General features: G+C 70.1%; 20 protein-coding genes. 7 read left to right on the top strand and 13 right to left on the bottom strand.

Annotated elements, in window-relative coordinates:
• Together AU195_RS18530 and AU195_RS18525 are read right to left on the bottom strand one after the other, a co-directional pair.
• Positions 1–597, bottom strand: a 597-nt coding sequence (locus tag AU195_RS18530) for a transposase (protein WP_502687361.1), incomplete at its 3' end; no start/stop codon positions are given.
• Positions 598–689: 92 nt separating this feature from the next.
• Positions 690–2360: an FAD-binding dehydrogenase gene (locus AU195_RS18525; protein WP_059160521.1), complete on the bottom strand. Its 1671-nt coding sequence runs from the start codon at positions 2358–2360 to the stop codon at positions 690–692.
• Between the two features lie 44 nt (positions 2361–2404).
• Between AU195_RS18525 and AU195_RS18520 the strand changes: the two genes are divergently transcribed.
• A complete protein-coding gene (locus AU195_RS18520; RefSeq protein WP_059160520.1) occupies positions 2405–3028 on the top strand; it encodes a pyridoxamine 5'-phosphate oxidase family protein in 624 nt (207 codons plus the stop codon).
• 12 nt (positions 3029–3040) lie between these two features.
• Here the strand turns inward: AU195_RS18520 and AU195_RS18515 are convergent, their stop codons facing one another.
• The gene (locus AU195_RS18515) at positions 3041–3550 is read right to left on the bottom strand and encodes a flavodoxin domain-containing protein (protein WP_216636397.1); all 510 of its coding nucleotides are present in this window, start codon (positions 3548–3550) and stop codon (positions 3041–3043) included.
• On the bottom strand, positions 3550–4152 hold the full coding sequence (locus AU195_RS18510; RefSeq protein ID WP_157531181.1) for a hypothetical protein: 603 nt from the start codon (positions 4150–4152) through the stop codon (positions 3550–3552). The genes AU195_RS18515 and AU195_RS18510 overlap by 1 nt, the downstream gene beginning before the upstream one ends.
• Positions 4153–4350: 198 nt before the next feature.
• On the opposite strand from AU195_RS18510, the gene AU195_RS18505 reads away from it, so the two are divergent.
• Positions 4351–5244 (top strand): mycobacterial-type methylenetetrahydrofolate reductase, encoded by an 894-nt coding sequence (locus AU195_RS18505; RefSeq protein WP_059160526.1) that lies wholly within the window; start codon positions 4351–4353, stop codon positions 5242–5244.
• Between the two features lie 22 nt (positions 5245–5266).
• Complete coding sequence (hrpA, locus tag AU195_RS18500) at positions 5267–9145, top strand: ATP-dependent RNA helicase HrpA (protein ID WP_059160517.1); 3879 nt, start codon at positions 5267–5269, stop codon at positions 9143–9145.
• Positions 9146–9164: 19 nt separating this feature from the next.
• On the opposite strand, the gene AU195_RS18495 is transcribed toward hrpA, so the two are convergent.
• The 6 genes from AU195_RS18495 to AU195_RS18470 form a co-directional block, all read right to left on the bottom strand.
• Entirely contained in the window at positions 9165–10100 is a 936-nt protein-coding gene (locus AU195_RS18495; RefSeq protein WP_059160516.1) for an NAD(P)/FAD-dependent oxidoreductase, read from the bottom strand.
• Positions 10101–10142: 42 nt separating this feature from the next.
• Positions 10143–10772 (bottom strand): uracil phosphoribosyltransferase, encoded by a 630-nt coding sequence (upp, locus tag AU195_RS18490; protein ID WP_059160515.1) that lies wholly within the window; start codon positions 10770–10772, stop codon positions 10143–10145.
• Between the two features lie 17 nt (positions 10773–10789).
• Entirely contained in the window at positions 10790–11962 is a 1173-nt protein-coding gene (locus AU195_RS18485; protein ID WP_059160514.1) for a URC4/urg3 family protein, read from the bottom strand.
• Positions 11959–13233 (bottom strand): GTP cyclohydrolase II, encoded by a 1275-nt coding sequence (locus AU195_RS18480; RefSeq protein ID WP_059160525.1) that lies wholly within the window; start codon positions 13231–13233, stop codon positions 11959–11961. The genes AU195_RS18485 and AU195_RS18480 overlap by 4 nt, the downstream gene beginning before the upstream one ends.
• A gap of 70 nt (positions 13234–13303) precedes the next feature.
• A complete protein-coding gene (locus AU195_RS18475) occupies positions 13304–14470 on the bottom strand; it encodes an acyl-CoA dehydrogenase family protein (RefSeq protein ID WP_059160513.1) in 1167 nt (388 codons plus the stop codon).
• Positions 14463–15653 carry an acyl-CoA dehydrogenase family protein gene (locus AU195_RS18470; protein WP_059160524.1) on the bottom strand — a complete coding sequence of 397 codons (1191 nt, stop codon included), beginning with the start codon at positions 15651–15653 and terminating at the stop codon, positions 14463–14465. Before AU195_RS18470 ends, AU195_RS18475 begins: the two co-directional genes overlap by 8 nt.
• A gap of 150 nt (positions 15654–15803) precedes the next feature.
• Here AU195_RS18470 and AU195_RS18465 point away from each other — a divergent pair, with 150 nt between their 5' ends.
• The gene (locus tag AU195_RS18465; protein WP_172800629.1) at positions 15804–16694 is read left to right on the top strand and encodes a DUF1295 domain-containing protein; all 891 of its coding nucleotides are present in this window, start codon (positions 15804–15806) and stop codon (positions 16692–16694) included.
• Entirely contained in the window at positions 16691–17815 is a 1125-nt protein-coding gene (locus AU195_RS18460) for an FAD-dependent oxidoreductase (protein WP_059160512.1), read from the top strand. The genes AU195_RS18465 and AU195_RS18460 overlap by 4 nt, the downstream gene beginning before the upstream one ends.
• Here AU195_RS18460 and AU195_RS18455 read toward each other — a convergent pair.
• From AU195_RS18455 to lipE, 3 genes are all read right to left on the bottom strand, one after another.
• On the bottom strand, positions 17779–18168 hold the full coding sequence (locus AU195_RS18455; RefSeq protein WP_059160511.1) for an STAS domain-containing protein: 390 nt from the start codon (positions 18166–18168) through the stop codon (positions 17779–17781). The genes AU195_RS18460 and AU195_RS18455 overlap by 37 nt on opposite strands.
• 137 nt (positions 18169–18305) lie before the next feature.
• Positions 18306–18974 carry a PAS and ANTAR domain-containing protein gene (locus tag AU195_RS18450; protein WP_059160510.1) on the bottom strand — a complete coding sequence of 223 codons (669 nt, stop codon included), beginning with the start codon at positions 18972–18974 and terminating at the stop codon, positions 18306–18308.
• Positions 18974–20239: a lipase LipE gene (gene lipE / locus AU195_RS18445; protein WP_059160509.1), complete on the bottom strand. Its 1266-nt coding sequence runs from the start codon at positions 20237–20239 to the stop codon at positions 18974–18976. The genes AU195_RS18450 and lipE overlap by 1 nt, the downstream gene beginning before the upstream one ends.
• Before the next feature lie 133 nt (positions 20240–20372).
• Between lipE and AU195_RS18440 the strand changes: the two genes are divergently transcribed.
• Positions 20373–20726, top strand: coding sequence for a VOC family protein (locus AU195_RS18440; RefSeq protein WP_059160508.1), 354 nt, complete (start codon positions 20373–20375; stop codon positions 20724–20726).
• A 120-nt stretch (positions 20727–20846) separates the two neighbouring features.
• Positions 20847–22190: an APC family permease gene (locus AU195_RS18435; RefSeq protein WP_059160507.1), complete on the top strand. Its 1344-nt coding sequence runs from the start codon at positions 20847–20849 to the stop codon at positions 22188–22190.
• Positions 22191–22231: the final 41 nt, after the last annotated feature.

The following is a 22231-nucleotide window of genomic DNA, read 5'->3' as shown; positions in this document are numbered from 1 at the left end:
ATAGATGGTCTCCGGGGACACGCGCATCTCCGCATCGTCGGGGAAGTCGATGAGCAACCGCGCTGCGATCTGCTCAGAGCTGTGCTCCTCAAGCAGTTTCGCCTGCACCTCATCATGCAACACCTGATTGCGGCCCAGCTTGCCCAGCTGCGGACGGCGAGCACGCTCCTCGGAGCGCGACTGCGCCACTACCGCGTCGTACCGCACGGTGGCGGTCGAACCGCTCTGCCGCGCTCCGAACGCTTCTTTGCGCCGATACCCCGACTTGCGTCCGTCGTTGTGGTGGACACCGTTGACGTCGAGTTCGTACTTGATCGTCGACGCCGGCCGGCCCAATCGCCTGCCGATCGAGTTCATCGATTCGTTGGCCGTGACTCCGATCTGGATCTGGATGCGGTCGGCCAACGTCAGACGCGGCCGAGGTCCCGAGGTCGTCGGCTCACGCTTTTGCGGGTTCACCCCTCCAGCGTGTGTGAACCAGCGAACCCCGGTAGCACACGACACACCGACCGCCACACCGGCTTCACGTGCAGTGCAACCCTCACCGATACAGCCCCAGAACTCACGAACAACACTCAACAACGGTGGACGTGACACAGCAGCACTTCCCATCAGAATCAGCTGCTATTGCAACGACGCCTTGAAACCGCCGCTCGAACCTCGCGCACAAGCTCACGTTCGCCGGGTAGCTACACCAGGTCGGCCAGGGCGCGTCCGGCCGCCCGGCCCGAGAAGATGCACCCGCCGAGGAACGTGCCCTCGAGCGCGTTGTAACCGTGCACACCGCCGCCGCCGAAACCCGCCACCTCGCCCGCGGCGTACAGGCCGTCGATCGGCGCTCCGTCCAGGCCGATGGCGCGCGAGGCGAGGTCGGTCTGGATGCCGCCCAACGTCTTTCGCGTGAGGATGTGCAGTTTGATGCCGATCAGCGGTCCCGCCGCCGGGTCGAGGATGCGGTGCGGGGCCGTCGTGCGGCCGATCCGGTCGGCCAGTGCGCGGCGCGAATTGTGGATGCCCTGGATCTGCGCGTCCTTGCTGAACGGGTTGGCCACCTGACGATCGCGGGCCTCGATCTGGCGGCGGATCACCGTCGCGTCGAGCAGCGGTTCGTCGGTGAGCGCGTTCATCTTCCGGACGAGTTCGTCGAGATCGTCGGCGACGACGAAGTCCACCCCGTTGCGCTTGAACGCCTCGACAGGTCCCGGTGCACCCTTGCTGAAGAGCCGCTCCTTGAGAAACCCCCGGCGGTCCTTTGCAGTGATGTCGGGATTCTGTTCCGAGCCGGAGAGCGCGAACTCCTTCTCGATGATGCGCTGGGTCAAGATGAACCACGAGTGGTCGTATTCGGTGATGTCGGGGGTGGTGCGCAGATAGCGCAGCGTGCCCAGGGTGTCGTAGCCGGGCAGATACGGTGTGGGCAGGCGGCGGCCCAGCGCGTCGAACCACATCGACGACGGTCCGGGCAGGATCCGGATGGCATGGTCCGGCCAGATCGGGTCCCAGTTGACGATGCCTTCGGTGTAGTGCCACATACGGTCGCGATTCACCAGCCGGACACCGGAATCCGCGGCGACGTCGAGCATCCGGCCGTCGACGTGGGCGGGCACGCCGGTGATCATCGACTTCGGTGCGGTGCCAAGCCGGGCGGGCCAGAAGCGGCGGACGATCTCGTGGTTGGCGCCGATGCCGCCCGACGTCACGACCACCGCCTGAGCGGACAATTCGAACTCACCGACGGCGTCGCGGTTCGACGGCGCCCCGCGCTTCGCGTCGTCGGGGGCGAGGACCGTTCCGCGCACACCGGTCACGGCGCCGTCGGTGAACACCAGCCCGTCGACGCGGTGCCGGTGGTGCAAGCGCACCAGCCCGCGCTGCGCGGCCGACAGCGCGGAGTCGGTGAACGGACCCACGATGCCGGTGCCGGTGCCCCAGGCGACGTGGAAGCGGGGTACGGAGTTGCCGTGCCCGGTGGCGCGGAGGTCGCCACGCTCCGCCCAGCCGACGGTCGGCAGAAACGTGATGCCGTGGCCGGTGAGGTAGTCGCGTTTCTCGCCCGCCGCCCACTCGACGTAGGCGCGGGCCCATTTGGCCGCCCACACGTCCTCGTCGTCCAGACGGTCGAACGCGGCGCTGCCCTGCCAGTCGCTCCAGGCGAGGTCGAAGGAGTCCTTGATCCGCATGCGGCGCTGTTCGGGGCTGTCCACCAGGAAGATCCCGCCGAACGACCAGTAGGCCTGACCGCCGAGGTTGGCGGCGTTCTCCTGGTCGACGAGCGCGACGCGTTTGCCGCGGCGGGTCAGCTCGTGGGTGGCGACCAGGCCGGCGAGCCCGGCGCCCACCACGATGACGTCAGCGTCCATGGAACTCAAGATATCGGTTGCTGCCGGTGCGCCGGCCTGGATGAATGGCAGCCGTGACGACATCACCGCTGGGGCAGCTGACCCGCAAACCGGAACGCGCGAGCGATCTCGACCTGCTGCACGAGGTGTTCGACACCGCCGCCGTGGCGACCGTCTCCACGGTGCTGGGCGACGAGCCGTGGGCCGTGCCGATGCTGGTGGCCCGCGACGGGAACCGGCTGTTGCTGCACGGGTCGACCGGTGCCGGGGCGCTGCGCCACATCGCGGACGGCGCCAAGGTGTGCGTCAGCGCCTTCCTGCTCGACGGGCTCGTGATCGCCGAGCGTCAGTTCGACCACTCGGCGAACTACCGCTCCGCGGTGGTCCGCGGGGTGTGCCGGGTGGTGCCCCGCGAGGAGGCGCCGGTGCTGCTCGACCGGTTCACCGAGGCGCTGATCGCCGGCCGGACCGCCGAGTGCCCGCCGCATTCCGCGAAGGAGGTCGCGGCCACGCTGTTGCTCGAGGTGCCGATCGTCGACGGGGCGTGGGTGGCCAAGGCGCGGACCGGCCCGGCGACGCCCAGCGCCGATGCGTGGACCGGGGTGGTGCCGGTGCGCACGGTGTACGGGCAGCCGGTGTCGGACTCCTCGCTGCCGGTGCCGGCGTCGGTGGCTCGAATCGTCGGGTAGTCGGCCCGTGACTCAACCGCGCGGGCGTCCGGTGTCCGAAGATTCAAGTTCGTTCACCACGCGCTGCACCCACCGCCCGACATGGTCGCGGTCGCGCCAGTCGCCGGCGTTGTTCTTCGCCATTGCACTGGCCGGGAAGCCCTTCACATCGCGTTCGAGACGTCCGCCGAAAGTGACGTGGCCACGGGCGCCGATCGAGGTCATCAGTTTCCGGACCTGTTTGGTGGGCGGTATCTCGTCTCGTTCGGCGGAATCGTCGAGCGGGCCGCTGCTGACCAGCCAGACCGGCAATTCAGAGAGTGCCTCGCGGTGGCGCCTGACGAATCGGCGGGCGTGGCGGTGCCAGCGGTTGGCGTAGAGCGCGCCTCCGACGATCACGGCGTCGACGCCGGCGAGATCCTTCACCTCCGACGCGGAGACCACCAGCGCCTCGCGACCGGCCGCGACCAACGCGTCACCGATCATGTCGGCCAGGCCGGCGGTTCCCCCGCGTTTGGACCCGAACGCGACCAGCACCCGCATCATCGGCTCCGGAGTGCGTTCGCCGACTCGGCGTCGGCCCGGATCGTGCTGAGGGTCGCGCGCATGATGTGACCGACGAACGGGCGGATCAGCCACCAGTACCGGAGGAACTTCCGTCGTGACGCGGCGTCGGTGGTGACCGTGCGGCACTCGTAGCTCAGCAGCGCGGAGTGCTCGCCGTAGGGCATCACGGTGAAGTTCGCGGCGATCTTGCCCCACCCGGGCTCGACGAAGTCTCGGAACTGCGATTGGGGCACGTCACGCCACGTGATGGTCGGCTGCCAGAACCTCCCGACCGCGCCGAAGGCGACCTCGCGGTCCGGGCGCTCGCCAAGAAGCACCCACCCGGGTAGACCCATGCCCTGTCCGAGCACCAGCCGTGATGGCGGGGGAGCGCAGCGACCGCGCAGACGTTGGGGCAGGCCACGGATCCACATCGACGCCGCCAGCAACGGCGTGTGGACAGTGAGGAAGTCGAGCCTTCGCGCGGCGCCGAAGGTCGCGGCCGGATTCGCCGCCACCACGACGTGTTCGGCGATGCGTGCGTCGAAGTCCGGCATGACGGACTCGATCACCATGCGGTCTCTGTCAACGGCGGTCATGAGCCCATCATGTGGTCGCCGAAGCGGGCGGAGATAGGGCAACTGGTCCTCGGCAGACGAGGACGTCCGGCCTCCTCACCTGCGTCGAGGGTAGGCCGACCAGGCTGAGAACAGGCTTCGGCGGTATCGTGGCGCAATCCAGGGGGGAAGTGCGGCCGACACGCCGCCTCTGTCGTCATGCAGTCAAAGGAGCAACCGTTGCCCCTGAACACCGTCGCGCTCGAACTCGTGCCGCCCAATGTCGACCGCGGGCGCGAGCACGCGCTCGAGGATGCCCGGAAGGTGCTGCGCTGCTCCGCCGAGGCCGGGATCGAGGGCCGGATCAACCACGTCATGATCCCCGGGATGATCGAGGAGGACAGCGGTCGTCCCATCGAGATGAAGCCCAAGATGGACGTGCTGGACTTCTGGCGGATCATCGCACCCGAGCTGCCGGGTGTCCGCGGGCTGTGCACGCAGGTGACCGCGTTCCTCGACGAGCCCGCGCTGCGGCAGCGGCTGACCGAGCTGAGCTCCGCCGGATTCGACGGCATCGCCTTCGTCGGGGTGCCGCGCACGATGAACGACGGCGAGGGCAGCGGCGTCGCCCCCACCGATGCGCTGTCGCTCTATGACGGGCTCGTCGACAACCGGGGCGCGATCCTGATCCCCACCCGCGACGGTGAGCAGGGCCGATTCACGTTCAAGTGCAAACAAGGCGCGACGTACGGGATGACGCAGCTGCTGTACTCCGACGCGATCGTCGACTTCCTGAAGGAGTTCGCGACCGCCAACGAGTACCGGCCGGAGATCCTGCTGTCGTTCGGGTTCGTGCCGAAGATGGAGAGCCGTGTCGGGCTCATCCACTGGTTGATCCAGGATCCGGGCAATCCGGCGGTCGCCGCCGAGCAGGAGTTCGTCAAGACGCTGGCGGCCAGTGAGCCGGCCGACAAGCGGCGGCTGCTGCTCGATCTGTACAAACGGGTGATCGACGGCGTGGGCGAGCTGGGCTTCCCGCTGAGCATCCACCTCGAGGCGACCTACGGGGTGTCGACGCCGGCGTTCGAGACGTTCGCCGAGATGCTCGACTACTGGTCGCCCGGCGCGCCGTGACCCGGCCCGTATCCTGGCGCGAGTGTCCGAACCGTCCGTGCGGGAACTCCGCAAGCGTCTGGACGGACTGACCTACCGCGACGCCGCCCGCCTCGGCCGCCGACTCCGGCAGGCCAAGCCCGACAGGCTCGGGCAGCTCGCCGAGCAGTTCGCCGCCGCCGAGGGGCTGATCGCCACCCGCACCGCGGCCGTCCCATCGATCACCTACCCCGACCTTCCCGTCAGCGAACGGCGCGGTGAGATCGCCGAGGCCATCAGCGAGAACCAGGTCGTCGTCGTGGCCGGCGAGACGGGATCGGGCAAGACCACCCAGCTGCCGAAGATCTGCCTGGAACTCGGCCGCGGCATCCGCGGCACGATCGGCCACACCCAACCGCGCCGTCTGGCCGCCCGCACCGTCGCCCAGCGCATCGCCGACGAACTCGACACCCCGCTCGGCGACGCCGTCGGCTACACGGTCCGCTTCACCGACCAGGCGTCCGACCGCACCCTGGTCAAGCTGATGACCGACGGCATCCTGCTCGCCGAGATCCAGCGCGACCGCCGGTTGCTGAGCTACGACACCCTCATTCTCGACGAGGCGCACGAGCGCAGCCTCAACATCGACTTCCTGCTCGGCTACCTGCGGGAACTGCTGCCCCGCCGGCCCGATCTCAAGGTCATCGTCACCTCGGCCACCATCGAGCCGGAGCGGTTCGCCGCGCACTTCCACGGCGCCCCGATCGTCGAGGTGTCCGGTCGCACGTATCCGGTCGAGATCCGGTACCGGCCGCTGGAGGTGCCCGTCGTCGACGACTCGACGGACGACCCCGACGATCCGGACCACGAGGTCGTCCGCACCGAGGTGCGCGATCCGACCGACGCGATCGTCGACGCCGTTCGTGAACTGGAGGCCGAGCCACCCGGCGACGTGCTGGTGTTCCTGTCCGGCGAGCGGGAGATCCGCGACACCGCGGAGGTGTTGCGCGGCGAACTCCGCAACACCGAGGTGCTGCCGCTCTACGCGCGCCTGCCCACCGCCGAACAGCAGAAGGTCTTCGCACCGCACGCCGGCCGGCGGGTCGTGCTCGCCACCAACGTCGCCGAGACGTCGCTGACCGTGCCGGGCATCCGCTACGTCGTCGATCCGGGTACCGCGCGCATCTCCCGCTACAGCAGGCGCACCAAGGTGCAGCGGCTGCCGATCGAACCGATCTCGCAGGCGTCGGCCGCTCAGCGCGCCGGCCGGTCCGGGCGTACGGCGCCGGGTGTGGGCATCCGCCTGTACTCGGAGGAGGACTTCGCCGGACGGCCCCGCTACACCGATCCGGAGATCCTGCGCACCAACCTCGCCGCGGTGATCCTGCAGATGGCCGCGCTCGGGCTCGGCGACGTCGAGGAGTTCCCGTTCCTGGATCCGCCAGAGCGCCGCAGCATCCGCGACGGCGTGACCCTGCTGCAGGAACTCGGCGCGTTCGACCGGGCAGGTCAGCTCACCGACATCGGCCGTCGGCTGGCGCGGCTGCCGCTCGACCCGCGCATCGGCCGGATGATCCTGCAGGCCGACACCGAGGGCTGTGTGCGTGAGGTGCTGGTGCTGGCCGCCGCGCTGTCGATCCCGGACCCGCGCGAACGGCCCGTCGAGCGCGAGGACGCCGCCCGCCAGAAGCACGCCCGCTTCGCCGACGAGCACTCCGACTTCATCTCCTACCTCAACCTGTGGCGGTATCTCGGCGAGCAGCGCAAGGAGCGCTCCGGCAGCTCGTTCCGCCGGATGTGCCGCGAGGAGTTCCTGCACTACCTACGGATCCGCGAGTGGCAGGACCTGACCGGGCAACTGCGCAGCATCGCCCGCGATCTCGGCATCCGCGAGTCCGACGAACCGGCCGAACCGGCGAGCGTGCACGCCGCGCTGCTGGCCGGGCTGCTGTCGCATGTCGGCCTGCGGGACGGCGACGGCCGCGACTATCAGGGTGCGCGAAACTCGCGGTTCGTGCTGGCGCCCGGATCGGTGCTGACGAAGCGGCCGCCGCGGTGGATCGTCGTGGCCGACCTGGTGGAGACCAGCCGGCTGTTCGGCCGCGTCGGGGCCCGCATCGACCCCGACACCGTCGAGCGGATCGCCGGCGACCTCGTCCAGCGCACCCACAGCGAACCGCACTGGGAGGCCGAGCGCGGCGCGGTGATGGGGTTCGAACGGGTGACGCTCTACGGGTTGCCGCTGGTCGCGCGCCGCCGCGTCAACTACTCGCAGATCGACCCGGAACTGGCCCGCGAACTGTTCATCCGTCACGCACTCGTCGAAGGCGACTGGCGCACCAAACACCACTTCTTCCGCGACAATGCGCGGCTCCGGGAGGAACTCGAAGAGGTCGAGGAGCGGGCCCGTCGGCGCGACCTGCTCGTCGGCGACGAGGAGGTGTTCGCGTTCTACAACGCCCGCATTCCCGAAACCGTGCTGTCGGCACGGCATTTCGACGCGTGGTGGCGCAAGCAGCGGCACAGGACGCCCGATCTGCTGACGATGACGCGCGACGACCTGCTTCGCCAGGACGGCGCCGACGAACTGCCCGACGAGTGGCAGGCCGGGGACCTGGCGCTGCCGCTGAGCTACCGGTTCGAACCGGGCGCGGCCGACGACGGCATCACGGTGCACGTCCCGGTCGAGGTGCTGGCCCGTCTCGGCGGTGACGAGTTCGCCTGGCATGTACCGGCTTTGCGGGAGGAGTTGGTGACCGCGCTGATCCGCTCGCTGCCCAAGGACCTGCGGCGCAACTTCGTGCCGGCGCCGGACACCGCGCGCGACGTGCTGCGAACCATGGATCCGGGCAGCGGACCCCTGCTGGAGAGCCTGCAGCACGAGCTGTGGCGGCGCACTGGTGTGACCGTGCCGATCGACGCCTTCGACCTGGAGAAGATCCCGGCGCACCTGCGGGTGACGTTCGCGGTCGAGAAGGACGGCGCCGAGGTGGCGCGCGGCAAGGACCTCGACACGCTGCAGGAGCAGTTGGCCGCACCGGTGCGCGACGCCGTCGCGCGCGCGGTGGCCGACGGGCTGGAACGCCCCGGATTGCGTTCCTGGCCAGACGATCTCGACGAGCTGCCGCGTACGGTCGAGAACGTCAGCGGCGGACATCGGGTACGGGGGTATCCGGCGTTCGTCGACACGGGGTCCGCGGTGGACGTGCGGGTGTTCGCGACGCCGGCCGAACAGCGGGCGGCCATGGGACCGGGTGTCCGGCGGTTGCTGCGGCTGTCGGCGCCGTCGCCGGTGAAGAACGTGGACCGTGCGCTGGACGTGCGTCAGCGCCTGGTGCTCGGCGCCAATCCCGACGGGTCGCTGGCCGCGTTGATCGACGACTGCGCGGACGCGGCGGTGGATGCGCTGGTCCGCGAACCGGTCTGGACGCGAGCTGATTTCGACGCGGTGGCACAGCAGGTGGGTAAGGCGCTGGTGCCGACGACGCTGGACATCGTGGGCCGGGTGGAGAAGGTGTTGACCGCCGCTCAGCAGGCGCAGGTGGCGCTGCCCGCCGACCCGCCGGCCGCGCAGGCGGAGGCGATCGCCGACATTCGCGCCCAACTGGCCGCGCTGCTGCCGAAGGGTTTCGTCACCAGGACCGGGGTGGCGCACCTGGCCAACCTCACCCGCTACCTCACCGCGATCGGCCGTCGGCTCGAGCGGCTCCCGCACGCCGTCGGCGCCGACCGCGATCGGATGGACAGGGTGCACGCGGTGCAGGCGGCGTACGACGAACTGCGGCAATCGCTTTCGCCGAGCCGGGCCGCCGCCGAGGACGTCCGCGACATCGGGCGGCTGATCGAGGAGCTCCGGGTCAGCCTGTGGGCGCAGCAGCTCGGCACGCCGCGGCCGGTCAGCGAGCAGCGGATCTACCGCGCGATCGACGCGATCACGGCCTAGTATCGGCGGAACCGCGCGGTCACTCCGGCGGGTACGGCATCCCGAACTGTTCGGCCAGCAGGCTCTGCGCGACGATCATCGCCGCCTGCGCACCGCCCGCGATCGACCCCGCCACATACGGGTGTTCGGTGCACACGTCACCCGCGGCGAACACCGTCTGCGCCGACGTGCGGTGCAGCGCATCGATACCGATCGTGTCCACGGCCAGCGGGCCCGGGGTGCACGAGGCGCCGAGTTGCTCGGCGAGTTTCGAGCGTTGCCGCAGCGGCGCCTCCACCAGCAGCCCGTCGCGTTCGAGCCGGCTGCCGTCGTTGAAGGCGATGGCCTCGAGCTGTCCGTCGGTGCCGATCAGTTCGGTGATCCGTCGGTCGTCGATCGTGACGCCCGCGGCCGCCAACTGTTCGTAGTCGACGCCGTCGAGTTGCGGGTGCCCGTCGGTCAGCAACACGACGTCGTCACTCCACCCGCGCAGCATCAGCGAGGCATGGATCGCCTCCTCGCCGGCCGCCAGCGACGCCAGCCGTTTGTCACGCATCTCCCACCCGTGGCAGAACGGGCACTGGAACACCGATTTGCCCCAGAGCGGTTCCAGGCCGGGCAGTTCCGGCGGGCAGTACTGCATGCCGGTGGCCAGTACCACGCGGCGGGTGGTGACCTGGTCCCCGTCGTCGAGGGAGAGCACGAAACCGTCGTCCTGCGTCGCGCCGTGCACCACGGTGCCCGTCCGGTACTCGACCGTCGGATAGGCCTCGAGCTCGCGGCGCCCGGCCGCATAGAGTTCTTCGGGCGGCCGCTGGTCGTAGCCGAGGAGCCCGCCGATGCCGGTGGAGAAGCGGTTGCTCTGTTCGCCCGCGTCGACGAGCAGGGTGCGCCGGCGCGCCCGTCCCAGGACCAATGTGGCGCTCAACCCTGCGGCGCCACCACCGACGACGACGCATTCCCATTCGTGTGTCATTAGGTCGACCGATTCCCGGGCGGGGGGTTGATCAAACAACGGCTACTTCGTGCCGAAGATCCGGTCACCCGCGTCGCCGAGCCCCGGCACGATGTAGCCGTGCTCGTCGAGCTCGCGGTCGACGGCCGCGGTGTAGATCGGGACGTCTGGGTGTGCCTCCTGCATCGCGGCGATGCCCTCGGGGCAGGTCAGCAGGCAGACGAATTTGACCGACTTCGGGCCGCACTCCTTGATCCGATCCACCGCGGCCACCGCCGAGTGACCGGTGGCCAGCATCGGGTCGACGACGACGACGTCGCGCTCGTCCATCTCGGCCGGCATCTTGAAGTAGTACTCGATCGCGACGAGCGTCTTGGGATCGCGATACAGCCCGATGTGGCCGACGCGCGCCCCGGGCACCACGGCCAGCATGCCGTCGAGGATGCCCGTGCCCGCGCGCAGGATCGACACGAACACCAGTTTCTTCCCGTCGATCACCTTGCCGACCGTCGTCTCCATCGGCGTCTCCACCTCGAAGTCCTGGGTCGGGATGTCGCGCAGCACCTCGTAGGCCATCAGCGCGGAGATCTCGTGCAGCAGCTGGCGGAAGCTGTGCGTCGAGGCGTCCTTGCGCCGCAGCAGCGTCAGCTTGTGCGTCACCAGCGGATGGTCGACGAGGTGTACTTCGCCCATGTGTGTTCCTGTCTGCTTCAGAAGACGGTGCCGTCGCTGTCGATGGTCAGGGGCGGCGACCCGCCGCGGCGCTCGCGCGCCAGATGGCGTCCGGCAGACCAGGTTCCGCCCTCCAGGACGCAGGCGAGCGGCATGTCGACGCCGAGTCGCGCGCACACCGCAGGTGCGAGCTCGTCGAGGAGCGCAACGGTCAGAGCGCGCCACTCGACGACCAGTTCGTCCCCGACCTGCCACGTGCGGTCGGCGTATCCGGGGTCCCGCAGTGTCAGCACACCGGTGTCCAGCAGCAGGCCGCCGTTGCGGTACTCCGGCAGCGCGGTGAGCGCCTCGACACCCGCCACCGGCACACCCGCCCAGGTGAACGGTTCGAGCAGCGAATAGGTCAGCCACTGCGAGAGCTTGTGGAACGGGACCCAGCCGCGCGTGAAGCCCTCGCCTCCGGCCGCCGGGTGCAGCCAACAGTCGCCCAGCGGTTGATCACCGACGCTGTTGCCGCTCAACCAGATCGACGACAGCTCGGTGAGAAGCACCGTGAGGATGTCGTGGGCGCGCACCGTCTGCGCGGTGGCGGTGAGGGCGTCGAACAGCCCGCCCGGGCGGCCGCCGAAGACGTCGGAGTCCGCCAGTGCCGACCCGAGACGGTGCAGCAGCGCCACGCGGCCGTCGAGTCCCACGAGGGGATTGTCCGAACGAACCTGGAACGCCGCACCCAGCCGGTCGGCGGTCAGCGCCTGCAGCCCTGCGGCGTCCACGCGCAGCGGCTCGCCCGGGTCCGACGAGAAGACCCCGTCGGCGAAGGCGTGCCAGCTCGCGACCGCCAATCCCTCCGAGCGCGAGAACCGTTGTCCGGAAGCGTCTTCCCGAAAACTCCAGTCCGCACCTGCGCCGGCGTCGAGCAGCACGCTGACCACCGCGAGGTCGATCATCGCCCTGGGGTTCCCCTCGAGACCCGCGGCGCGGTGGACCCCACCGGCTTCGAAGTGCCGCCACCGGCTGTGGAACGGGATCGCGAGGTCCGGATAGCGTTCGCGGGTCAGCTCGGCCACGATCTCCGCTGCGGAGTCGAGGGCGTCGTCACCAACGGTGAACCATGCCGAGTCACCGGCCCTGGCACGGTGCAGCAGCTGGCTCGCGCGGGCGCGGACGGCGTCGGTGGTGCGCAGCGCGGCGGCCGCCTCCTCCGGCGTCATGGGGACAACCCGCGACCCTTGACCTTCTTGAGCTGCTCGGCGTCGGGCACCGGGCCCGGAGTGAAGTATCCGGCCGCCACCTTCGCGTCGATCTCCACCCGCGCATCGGGCGGGACGAGTTCGTCGGGGATGTTGATCCGCTCGCCCACGTCGATCCCCGAACCGGTGATCGCGTCGTACTTCATGTTGCTCATCGACACCAGGCGGTGGATCTTGCGGATCCCGAGCCAGTGCAGCACGTCGGGCATCAGTTCCTGGAACCGCATGTCCTGCACACCGGCCACGCATTCGGTGCGGGCGAAATACTGATCGGCGGTGTCGCCGCCCACCTGACGCTTGCGGGCGTTGTAGACCAGGAACTTGGTGACCTCGCCGAGCGCGCGGCCCTCCTTGCGGGAGTAGGCGACCAGACCCACCCCACCGTTCTGGGCGCCGCGGATGCACTCCTCGATCGCGTGGGTCAGATACGGCCGGCAGGTGCAGATGTCCGAGCCGAAGACATCCGAACCGTTGCACTCGTCGTGCACGCGGGCGGTCAGCTCGACCGACGGATCGGCGAGATCGGTTGCACTGCCGAAGATGTAGACGGTCTGTCCGCCGATCGGCGGGAGGAACACCTCGAGGTCCGACCGCGTCACGAGCTCCGGGTACATGCCGCCGGTCTCCTCGAACAGCACCCGGCGCAGATCGGTCTCGCTGCATCCGAACCGCTGCGCCACCCCGGGTAGCCACCACACGGGTTCGACGGCCGCCTTGGTGACCAGTGCCGCACCGGTGGCGAGCAGGATGCGCCCGTCCGGGATCAGACGGCCCTTCGCGATCGCGTCGGTGATCTCGGGCAGGATGACGTGCGCCTTGGTGATCGCGATGGTCGGCCGGATGTCAAGGCCCGCAGCGAGTTCGGCGGTGAAGACGTCGGCCACGCTGGCGCCCCACGGGTCCATGCTGACGATCGTGGCCGGCTCGCTCCACTGCGGGTACGGCCCGACGCTGTCGGTGGGTGAGGTGTCGGTGAGGTCGGCCCGGTGCTCGCGTTTGAGCGCACCCGCGGCGACGGCGAGCGCCCGGTAGACGCTGTAGGACCCGCTGTGGGTGCCGATCACGTTGCGGTGCGAGCGGTTGGCGGTCGTCCCGATCACCGGCCCGCGTTCGGCCGCGGACGGCGCACCCCAGCGGATCGTGGGGGTGCCCACTGCGCCGCTGTGCGACGTCAACCGGATGTGGCCGCCCCCGGACCGGGGCGTGGCGGCGGCGCCGGGCTCAGCGGGCATGTCCACTCCTGCGTCTCGCGGGGAAAGGCGCCAGCATAGCGACTTGCAGCCACCCGCGCCGGGCGTCGACTCAGCCGGGGGTGCCGGCCGCCACCCGCGGGACGCGGTCGGGCGTCGCGGTGTCGAGCACCAGGTCGGCGACGCGGGCGCGGTGCTCCTCGGCGGTGCCGAGCAGCGTCGCGTCCGTGGTGGCCCGCTTGAAGTACAGGTGCGCCTGGTGTTCCCACGTGAAGCCGATACCGCCCAGCACCTGGATGGTGTCGGCGGCGATCCGGCTGAGCGCGGCCGAACACACGGCCTGGGCGATCGCCGTCGCCAGCGCGGCGTCGTCCGAGCCGTCGGTCAGTGCCCACACCGCGTGGTAGGCCGTCGACCGCGCGTGTTCGGCGTCGACCAACATGTCGGCCAACCGGTGTTTGACCGCCTGGAACGAGCCGATCGGACGGCCGAACTGCAGCCGCGACTTCGCGTACTCGACCCCGATGTCGAGCAGATGCGCAGCGGCGCCGACCTGTTCGACGGCCAGCAGCGCCGAACCGACGTGCAGCGCATGCTGGATCACCCGGCCCGCTTCGTCCGGCCCGGCGATCAGCGTGGCGGGCGCACCCGTCAGCGTGAAACCCGCCTGGGTGCGGGTCAGGTCGAGCGTGACCAGCGGCGTGCGTTCCACTCCGTCGGCGTCGGCGTCGACGGCGTACAGGCCCACCCCGTCGGAACCCTTCGCGGCGACGAGCACGACGTCGGCGACCGCGCCGTCGACGACGTGGGTGAGCGTGCCCGTCAGCGCGTCACCCTCGGCCGTCACGCCGACGGTGTCGGGAGTGAAGGCGCCTGCGCGGTCACCGACGGCGAACGCCGCGGTGCGGGTGCCCTCGACGAGGGCGCTGAGCAGATCGTCGCGCGCCGAGCCCGCCGGGGCGGCGACCAGTGCCGGCACCGCGAGGTAGACCGTCCCGAACAGCGGTCCGCACACCAGGGACGCGCCGAACTCCTCGACCGCGACGGCCTGGTCGACGAGGTCGCCGCCGACGCCTCCGTCGGCTTCGGGCACCGACAGGCCCAGCACGCCGAGCTCGGAGCCGAGCCGCGCCCACAGCGCGGGGTCGAACGCCGGGTCGGACTCCATGATCCGGCGCACCGCGGACTCGTCGAAGTGGTCGGCGCAGAACCGCCGCACCGCATCCCGCAGCTGCCGCTGCTCGTCGGTGAACACGAACTCCGCCGGATGACTACCCACGCGGGATCTCCTTCCACGGCATGCCGGCGTCCGCGCGCAGATCACCCGGCAGGCCGAGCACCCGCTCGCCGAGGATGTTGCGCATCACGTCCGACGTGCCGCCTTCGATGGTGTTGGCGCGGCTGCGCAGGAACCGCTGCTGGATCGGTCCGCGCCAGTCGCTCTGGTCTCCACTGTTCATCGCGTAGCTGTGGTACAGCGTCCCCTCGGGACCGAGAAAGTCCATGCACCACTGGTAAATCCGCTGATTGAGCTCGGCGCCGACCAACTTGCCGATCGACCCCTCCGGGCCGGGCCCGCCGACGGTCGCCGATGCGCGGGACCGCTCCGAGGTGAGCCGCTGCGCCTCGGCGCGCAACCACAGTTCGGACAACCGGTCGCGCAGCACCGGGGTGTGGCGTTCGGGGCGCGACGCCCACAGCGCCACGGCGTCGGCGATCGTGCCCGCACCCCGCCGGCTTCCGCTCGCGCCGAGCGCGCTGCGCTCGTTCATCAGCGTCGTCATCGCGACCCGCCACCCGTCGTCGACACCGCCGAGCCGGTGCGCATCGGGAATGCGGGCGTCGCTGAAGTAGACCTCGTTGAATTCGGCGTGGCCGGTCATCTGGCGCAGCGGCCGGGTCTCGACGCCCGGTGCGTGCATGTCGATGACGAAATACGTCAGGCCCTTGTGCTTGGGCACATCCGGGTTGGTGCGCGCCAGCAGCAGACCCCACCGGGCGCGGTGCGCCAGGCTGGTCCACACCTTCTGCCCGTTGACCACCCAGTCGTCACCGTCGGGCACCGCCGAGGTCGCCAGGCCCGCCAGGTCGGAGCCGGCGCCGGGTTCGGAGAACAACTGGCACCAGATGTGCTCGGTCGTCGCCAGGGGTCGAAGCCAGGACCGTTTGACGTCGTCGTTCTGGGCGTGTTCGCGGATGGTCGGCGCGGCCATGCCGTAGCCCATGGGGTTGAGCCCCAACGGGACCGGACCACCCGCGCCCTGCAGGATTCCGTCGGCGACGGCCTGCAGGCCGCGCGAGACCTCCAGCCCGCCCAGCCCCTGCGGGAAGTGCACCCAGGACAGGCCGGCGTCGTAGCAGGCGCCGAGGAAGTCGGGGATCGGCACGGTCTTGGGATCGTGTTCGGCCACGACGCGCTTGGCGAGTTCGGTGACCCGGTCGATATCAGCCGCGGTGCTCATCTCAGTCACCATAAGCAAGGGGTGATCGCACCGGGCGAGCAGGGCGGACGTGCGCTGCGGCGGACCGCAGGCGGCGCAACTGGAACGTGTTACAGTTCGGACCGCTGTGGCCCACGTCACTCGTCTCCGGGCCACCTCGGGAGGCCGCCTGTGACCGCACACCGGAGCAAGGCCGCATCGTTGGCGGTCGTCGCCGTGGCCTACGCGCTCGCGCTGGCGGCCGCCGCCGCGTGGCTGGTGTGGGGGCCGGAGACCGGACGGTTGTGGCTCGACACCCTGATCGCCGACGTGGTGGGCACCGTGGTGGTGTTCGCGTTCAGCCGGGGCTACCGCAACTCGAGCTTCTACGACGCCTACTGGAGCGTCGTGCCGCCCCTGCTGTTGATCTACTGGTGGAGCCAGAGCCCGGACGCCGATGCCCTGCGTGTCGCACTCGTCGCCGTGGCGGTCGGGTACTGGGCGGTGCGGCTGACCGGTAACTGGCTGTACGCGTTTCCCGGTCTGCACCACGAAGATTGGCGATACCCGATGTTCCGGGAGCGGGCCGGCCGGTGGGAGTTCGTGGTCGATCTGGTCGCCATCCACCTGATCCCCACCCTGCAGGTGTTCCTCGGCATGCTGCCGGTCTACGTGGCGGTGACGACCCCGGGGGAGGGCTGGATGTGGCTGGCGGCGATCGCCTTCATGATCGCCGTCGCAGCGGTGACGCTGGAGCTGGTCGCCGATGTGCAGATGCACCGCTTCGTCGCCGGACGCGGGCCGGGCGAGGTGATGGACCGCGGCCTGTGGGCCTGGTCCCGTCACCCGAACTACTTCGGCGAGTGCGGATTCTGGGTCGCGCTCGCGCTGTTCGGGGTGGCGGCCTCGCCGGGTGAGGCCTGGTGGCTGTTCGCCGGCGCGTTGGCGATGCTCGCGATGTTCCTCGGGGCGAGCATCCCGATGATGGAGACGCGCAGTCTGCAACGCCGGCCCGGCTACCAGGACGTGATGGACCGGGTGTCGCGGTTCGTGCCGCGACCGCCCCGCAAGGCGCGCGTGTGAGCCGCCCCCGCGTCGTCGTCGCCGGTCTCGGGGACAGCGGCGTCCTGACCGCGATCCGGCTGGGCCGGCACTTCGACGTGGTCGGCATCTCGGCCAAACCCGGTCTGGTCAGCGGGCAGGAGCTCGGCGTGCGGCTGGCCCGCCCCGACGATTGGGCGCGCGACTACTGGATCACGTTCGACCGGTTCCGTGCCCTCGACCGGGTCCGCACCGAACACGCGACGCTGACGGGAGTCGACCTCGCGGGCCGGAAAGTGTCGGGGCAGCGCACCGACGGATCGACGGTGGTGGAGGATTTCGACGCGCTGGTGATCGCCACCGGGGTGAGCAACGGCTTCTGGCGCAGGCCGGGCTATCGGTCGGGCGATGAGGTCGCCGCCCAACTGCGCGCCGACCACGAGCGGCTGGCCGCCGCGCGGTCGGTGCTCGTCGTGGGCGGGGGTGCCGCGGCGGTGAGCAGCGCCGCCAACCTGGCGCTCACCTGGCCGGATACCCGCGTCGACCTGTGCTTTCCCGGTCCGCGGCCCCTGCCGCAGCACCACCCGCGGGTGTGGGACAGGATCGCGCGGCGGCTCGACGAGCTCGGCGTGGGGTTGCGGGCGGGCCACCGCGCCGTCGTCCCCGAGGGGTTCGCGTGCGACCGCATCACCGACGGTCCGGTCCAGTGGAGCACCGGCCAGCCCGCGGCGACCGCGGATGCGGTGCTGTGGGCGATCGGGCGGGTCCGGCCCAACACCGACTGGCTGCCCGGCGAGGTGCTCGACGCCGACGGCTTCGTGCGCGTCACCAGGCAGCTGAAAGTCGTTGGGCACGAACGGGTCTACGCGATCGGCGACGTCGCGGCCACCGATCCGTTGCGGAGCAGCGCCCGTAACCGCGCCGACAAACTCCTGGCCCGCAACATCCGCGCGGACTTCGCGGGGCGGCCGCTGCGCGACTACCGAGCACCGAGCCGCCGCTGGGGTTCGGTGCTCGGTGGCCAACCCGACGGCCTCGAGGTGTTCGCCCCCAACGGCACGGTGTTCCGCTTCCCGGCATGGTCGGTCGACCGGGTGCTGCAACCGTGGATCGTCCGGCGCGGAATCTACCGGGGTGTGCGCCCGTCGCCGTCCCGCGACTGACCGGCGCGCCGGAGCGCGTCCTCGATGGTCGGATACGTGTCGAGCACGCGGTGCAGACCGGTGATCTCGATCGGTTGCATGACGTACGGCTGATCGGCGACCACCGCCACCGAGAGGCCCTCGGCGGCGCCGTCCTCGTGACACGACAGCACGGCGTTGAGCGCGGCGCTACCGAAGTAGGTGACTCCTGAGAGGTCGACGACGACCAGTCGACTGGGATGGCCCACCGCGCTGCCGCGCGCCTTCGCCAGGTGGCTGTTCAAGGCGTCGACGGACAGCGAGTCGACGTCGCCGCTCACCCTGACCACGACCGCGTCCCCCCGCACGTCGTGTTCGACCTCCAACGGTTGCATCCGTGCCAGCCCGCCTCGATCCCCATCTGCCGTCTCTGTGCCGCGGCCAACGGCGCCGACGGATGACCCGGCCGGGTGCGCCGGCCGGCAGCAGAATTTTACCCGCCGGCACAGGGGGCGGACATCCGTTGCGCGCATCATCGGGCGGGGATGCGTTCGTGAACTGTCAGCAGCAGATGGTCGAACTGGCCCTGGGTGGACGACGGGGCCGGGGGGAGCTGACCCACCTCCGCGATCAGCTGGGCGGCCAGTGAGCGCAGCTTGGTGTTGGTCTCCTGGGAGCGCCACTGCAGCACCCGGAACGCCTGGTCGGCGCTGATCCGATAGATCACCATCAGAGCGCCCTTGGCCTGTTCGATCACCGCCCGGGATTCGAACAGACCCGGCAACTGCTCGTCGAGCGCCTCTTGGCGCGCCTCGTCGAGGCTCGCGGTGAGGTCGACGTAATAGCCGGCCGACCCGATGACCGAACCCCGGTCGTCGAACATCCGGTCGGCCACCACCAGCACGTCGTGCTCGTCCCCGCTGGTGTCGAGGAACCGGTGCCTGCTGGAGAACGACTCGCCGGTGTGCAGCGCGTGGTCGAGCAGGTCCTGGACCAGCCTGCGGTCGTCGGGGTGCTTGTGGGACAGCAGCAGCTCGGTGGTCGGCTCGACCGTGCCCGGTTCGTAGCCGTGCATCCGCGCCACCTCGTCGGACCACTCCCAGCGCTGCCCGACGAAGTAGAACTTGAAACTGCCGATATGGGACGGCTGACGCTCGGCCTCGCCCTCTTCGAAGCGCCTTCTCCCCGCGGTACGCGACATCAGCCGAGTATTTCATTGCGCGTCGGCGGCAGTTCGGCGTTGATCCGATCGAGCAGCGCGGGGTACCGGTTGGCTTCACGGTGCCTGCCCGGTTTGCCGCTGCTCACCACCGCGGCCGCCAGGCCGCGCGCCGGGTCCGCCCAGACGGCGATGTCGACCAGCCCGGTGTGGCCGAACGCCGCCGGTGCGTCGCGGCCGAACGGTCCGAAGCGCTTCGACCCCAGCATGTATCCGGTTCCCCAGCGCAGTGGCATCAGCCCGGTGGCCAGGTCCGGGCGCAGTCTCCTGCACTCGCGGGTGGCGGCATACAGCGTCTCGGGCGCGAGCACCCGCAACCCGTCGAGTTCTCCACCGCGGCGCAGCAGTTCGGCGAATCGCGACAACTCCTGCGCCGTCGACACCGTGCTCGACGACGGCACCACCCCGGTGAGGAACAGCGGGGTGTTGGTGAACGGGATGATCTGGTGCAGTGTGCCGCCGACGGCCGTGCGGAACGCCGCGGCGATCGGCGGCGGCAGCGGTTTGCCGGTGGCGTGGCTCGGTGCGACGAGGGGGACGTCGGACTCGTCGACCCCGAAATTGGTCCAGCGGAAGCCGAGTGGTTCGAGGATCTCCTCGGCCAGGATCTCGCGGATGCCGCGGCCCGTCGCGGCCGACACGATCTCGCGCACCAGCGGACCCCAGGTCAGCGCGTGGTAGATGTGCACCAGACCTGGCCGGTACAGCGGCCGCAGGTCACCGAGCATCTCCCGGGCGTACGCGCTGTCGTTCATGCGCTTGAGGTTGGGTCGCTCACCGGTGGGGAAGGGGACACCCGCGCTGTGGGTCATGACGTGGCGGATGGTCGTGCGGTCCTTGCCGTGGCTGGTGTAGTTCGGCAGGTACTCGCACACCCGGTCGTCGAGTGAGAAGTGACCGCGTTCGGCCAGCATGTGCACGACGGTCGTCGTGATCGCCTTGGCGGCGCTGTACACACAGAAGGGGGTGTCCGGGGTGACCGGGATCTTCTCCGCGTCGTCGGCGTCGTCCGGTCCGTTGCCCCAGCCGTGCCCGATCGCTCGACTGAGGACGACACGCCCGTGCCGGCGCACGCACACCTGGATCGCCGGGTGCATCCCGGCGGAGTACCAGTGCCGCGCCGCCTGCCAGATCCGCTCCACCGCCGCGGGGTCGACACCGGAGTGGTCCTCGTCGCCGACGGTGGTGACCGCGTCAAGGTCGGCGGGCACGCGAATGCGGCCTTCCGGCTTCTCCGTGCTGGTCATGAGTCCTTCCCGGCCGCGTTCGGACGTGTCCCGGCCCCGTCGGCAAGGGTAGGCCACCGCCGCGATGGGCAGCCGAGCGATGAGTCGGCGCCTGTCGGGGAGTCGTCATCTGGAGACGACGGAAGGAGACACGATGACCATCGACCATCTGCTGGCGGTCGTGCCGGTGTCCGACATCGACGAGAGCCGCCGCTGGTACACGTCGCTGTTCGGGCGGGCGGCCGACAACGATCCGATGCCGACGCTGATGGAGTGGCAGGTCAGGCCGGGAAGTTGGGTGCAGGTCTTCGCGGACCCCGACCGCGCCGGATCGGGCCTGCTCAACTTCGCCGTCGACGATCTGGAGGCCCACCTCGCCGAGGTCGGCGCCCGCGGCATCGAGGCCGAGCCGATCGCCGACGCGGCCAAGGGTGTGCGGCTGGCGACGCTGACCGATCCCGACGGCAACGTCCTGCGGCTCATCGGCGGGTTCCGCGTCGAATACTGACCTACCGGGCGAACCCACCGCTGACCTGGAACGACCAGGCTTGCCGAGGCACCGACCTGGGTACCTGCTATCGCACCGTCGCCGGAAGAGTCGCTTTCGGCGCATCTGTGGGAGGTACGGATGTCTTCGGAAGCGACCGAACAGGTACGTGGCGAGCCCGCGGCCACCGACAAGCTCAAGCGCAAGATCACCGGGCCCCTGCTGTTCCTGTTCATCCTCGGCGACGTGCTGGGTGCGGGCATCTACGCCCTGATGGGGGTGCTGGCGCAGGATGTCGGCGGCGTGCTGTGGGCGCCGCTGCTGGTGGCGCTGCTGCTGGCGCTGCTCACGGCCGGCTCCTACGCCGAACTGGTCACCAAGTATCCGAAGGCGGGCGGGGCCGCCGTGTTCGCCGAGCGGGCGTTCAAACGGCCGGTGGTGTCCTTCCTCGTGGGCTTCAGCATGTTGGCGGCCGGTGTCACCAGCGCCGCCGGGCTGTCGCTGGCCTTCGCCGGCGACTACCTGTCGACCTTCCTCGACGTGCCGGCGATACCCGCCGCGATCGTGTTCCTCGCCCTCGTGGCGGCACTGAACGCGCGCGGTATCAACGAATCGGTCAAGAGCAACGTCGTGATGACCGTCATCGAATTGAGCGGTCTGCTCATCGTGATCGTCGCGGTGGCGATGATGGTCGGCGGCGGCCGTGGTGAGGTCGGCCGGATCGCCGAGTTGCCCGACGGCGCCACACCCGCCCTGGCGATCCTGGCCGGCGCCATCGTGGCCTACTACTCGTTCGTCGGGTTCGAGACCTCGGCGAATGTCGCCGAGGAGATCCGCAACCCGAGCAAGGTGTATCCGACAGCGCTATTCGGCGCGCTGATCACCGCGGGTGTGGTCTACGCGCTGGTCGGGATCGCCAGCGCGATCGCACTGCCCGCCGGCGAACTCTCCGAATCCTCGGGGCCGCTACTCGATGTGGTGTCGGCGACCGGGGTCGGCGTGCCGGACTGGTTGTTCAGCGCCATTGCCCTCGTCGCCGTGGCCAACGGCGCACTGTTGACGATGATCATGTCCAGCCGGCTGACCTACGGAATGGCCGAACACGGGCTCCTCCCGTCGGTGCTGAGCCGGGTGCTGCCGGAGCGCCGGACGCCGTGGGTGGCGATCGTCGCGACGACCGTGGTGGCCATGTGCCTCACGCTCGTCGGGGAGCTGTCGACGCTGGCCGAGACCGTGGTGCTGCTGCTGTTGGTGGTGTTCATCTCGACCAACGTGGCCGTGCTCGTGCTGCGCCGCGACCACGTCGAGCACGACCACTTCCGCGTGTGGACCGCGGTGCCGGTGCTGGGCGTGGCGTCGTGCGTCCTGCTGATGACCCAGCAGACCGCCAAGGTGTGGCTGTTCGCCGCGATCATGCTGGCCGTCGGCGCCGTCCTCTACGCGCTGGCCCGCGTCGCCACCACACGCGAGCGCACTGCGGGCTGAGGACGCCGTCAGCACGACGAAACCCCGCAGCCGGGCTGCGG

The sequence above is a fragment of the Mycobacterium sp. IS-1496 genome (genome assembly GCF_001499995.1).
In the GTDB taxonomy this organism is placed as follows: Bacteria; Actinomycetota; Actinomycetes; order Mycobacteriales; family Mycobacteriaceae; genus Mycobacterium.
This window is presented reverse-complemented; position numbering and strand designations above follow the sequence as displayed.

Bases quoted from the DNA above. Each gene is read 5' to 3' on its own strand.
- AU195_RS18520 (WP_059160520.1), top strand. From the start codon at position 2,405: ATGGCAGCCGTGACGACATCACCGCTGGGGCAGCTGACCCGCAAACCG.
- AU195_RS18450 (WP_059160510.1), bottom strand. From the start codon at position 18,974: ATGTCGCGTACCGCGGGGAGAAGGCGCTTCGAAGAGGGCGAGGCCGAG.
- AU195_RS18510 (WP_157531181.1), bottom strand. From the start codon at position 4,152: ATGACCGCCGTTGACAGAGACCGCATGGTGATCGAGTCCGTCATGCCG.
- AU195_RS18470 (WP_059160524.1), bottom strand. From the start codon at position 15,653: ATGAGCACCGCGGCTGATATCGACCGGGTCACCGAACTCGCCAAGCGC.
- AU195_RS18525 (WP_059160521.1), bottom strand. From the start codon at position 2,360: ATGGACGCTGACGTCATCGTGGTGGGCGCCGGGCTCGCCGGCCTGGTC.
- AU195_RS18435 (WP_059160507.1), top strand. From the start codon at position 20,847: ATGTCTTCGGAAGCGACCGAACAGGTACGTGGCGAGCCCGCGGCCACC.
- AU195_RS18485 (WP_059160514.1), bottom strand. From the start codon at position 11,962: ATGACGCCGGAGGAGGCGGCCGCCGCGCTGCGCACCACCGACGCCGTC.
- AU195_RS18440 (WP_059160508.1), top strand. From the start codon at position 20,373: ATGACCATCGACCATCTGCTGGCGGTCGTGCCGGTGTCCGACATCGAC.
- upp (WP_059160515.1), bottom strand. From the start codon at position 10,772: ATGGGCGAAGTACACCTCGTCGACCATCCGCTGGTGACGCACAAGCTG.
- AU195_RS18515 (WP_216636397.1), bottom strand. From the start codon at position 3,550: ATGCGGGTGCTGGTCGCGTTCGGGTCCAAACGCGGGGGAACCGCCGGC.
- AU195_RS18495 (WP_059160516.1), bottom strand. From the start codon at position 10,100: ATGACACACGAATGGGAATGCGTCGTCGTCGGTGGTGGCGCCGCAGGG.
- AU195_RS18480 (WP_059160525.1), bottom strand. From the start codon at position 13,233: ATGCCCGCTGAGCCCGGCGCCGCCGCCACGCCCCGGTCCGGGGGCGGC.
- AU195_RS18455 (WP_059160511.1), bottom strand. From the start codon at position 18,168: ATGCAACCGTTGGAGGTCGAACACGACGTGCGGGGGGACGCGGTCGTG.
- lipE (WP_059160509.1), bottom strand. From the start codon at position 20,239: ATGACCAGCACGGAGAAGCCGGAAGGCCGCATTCGCGTGCCCGCCGAC.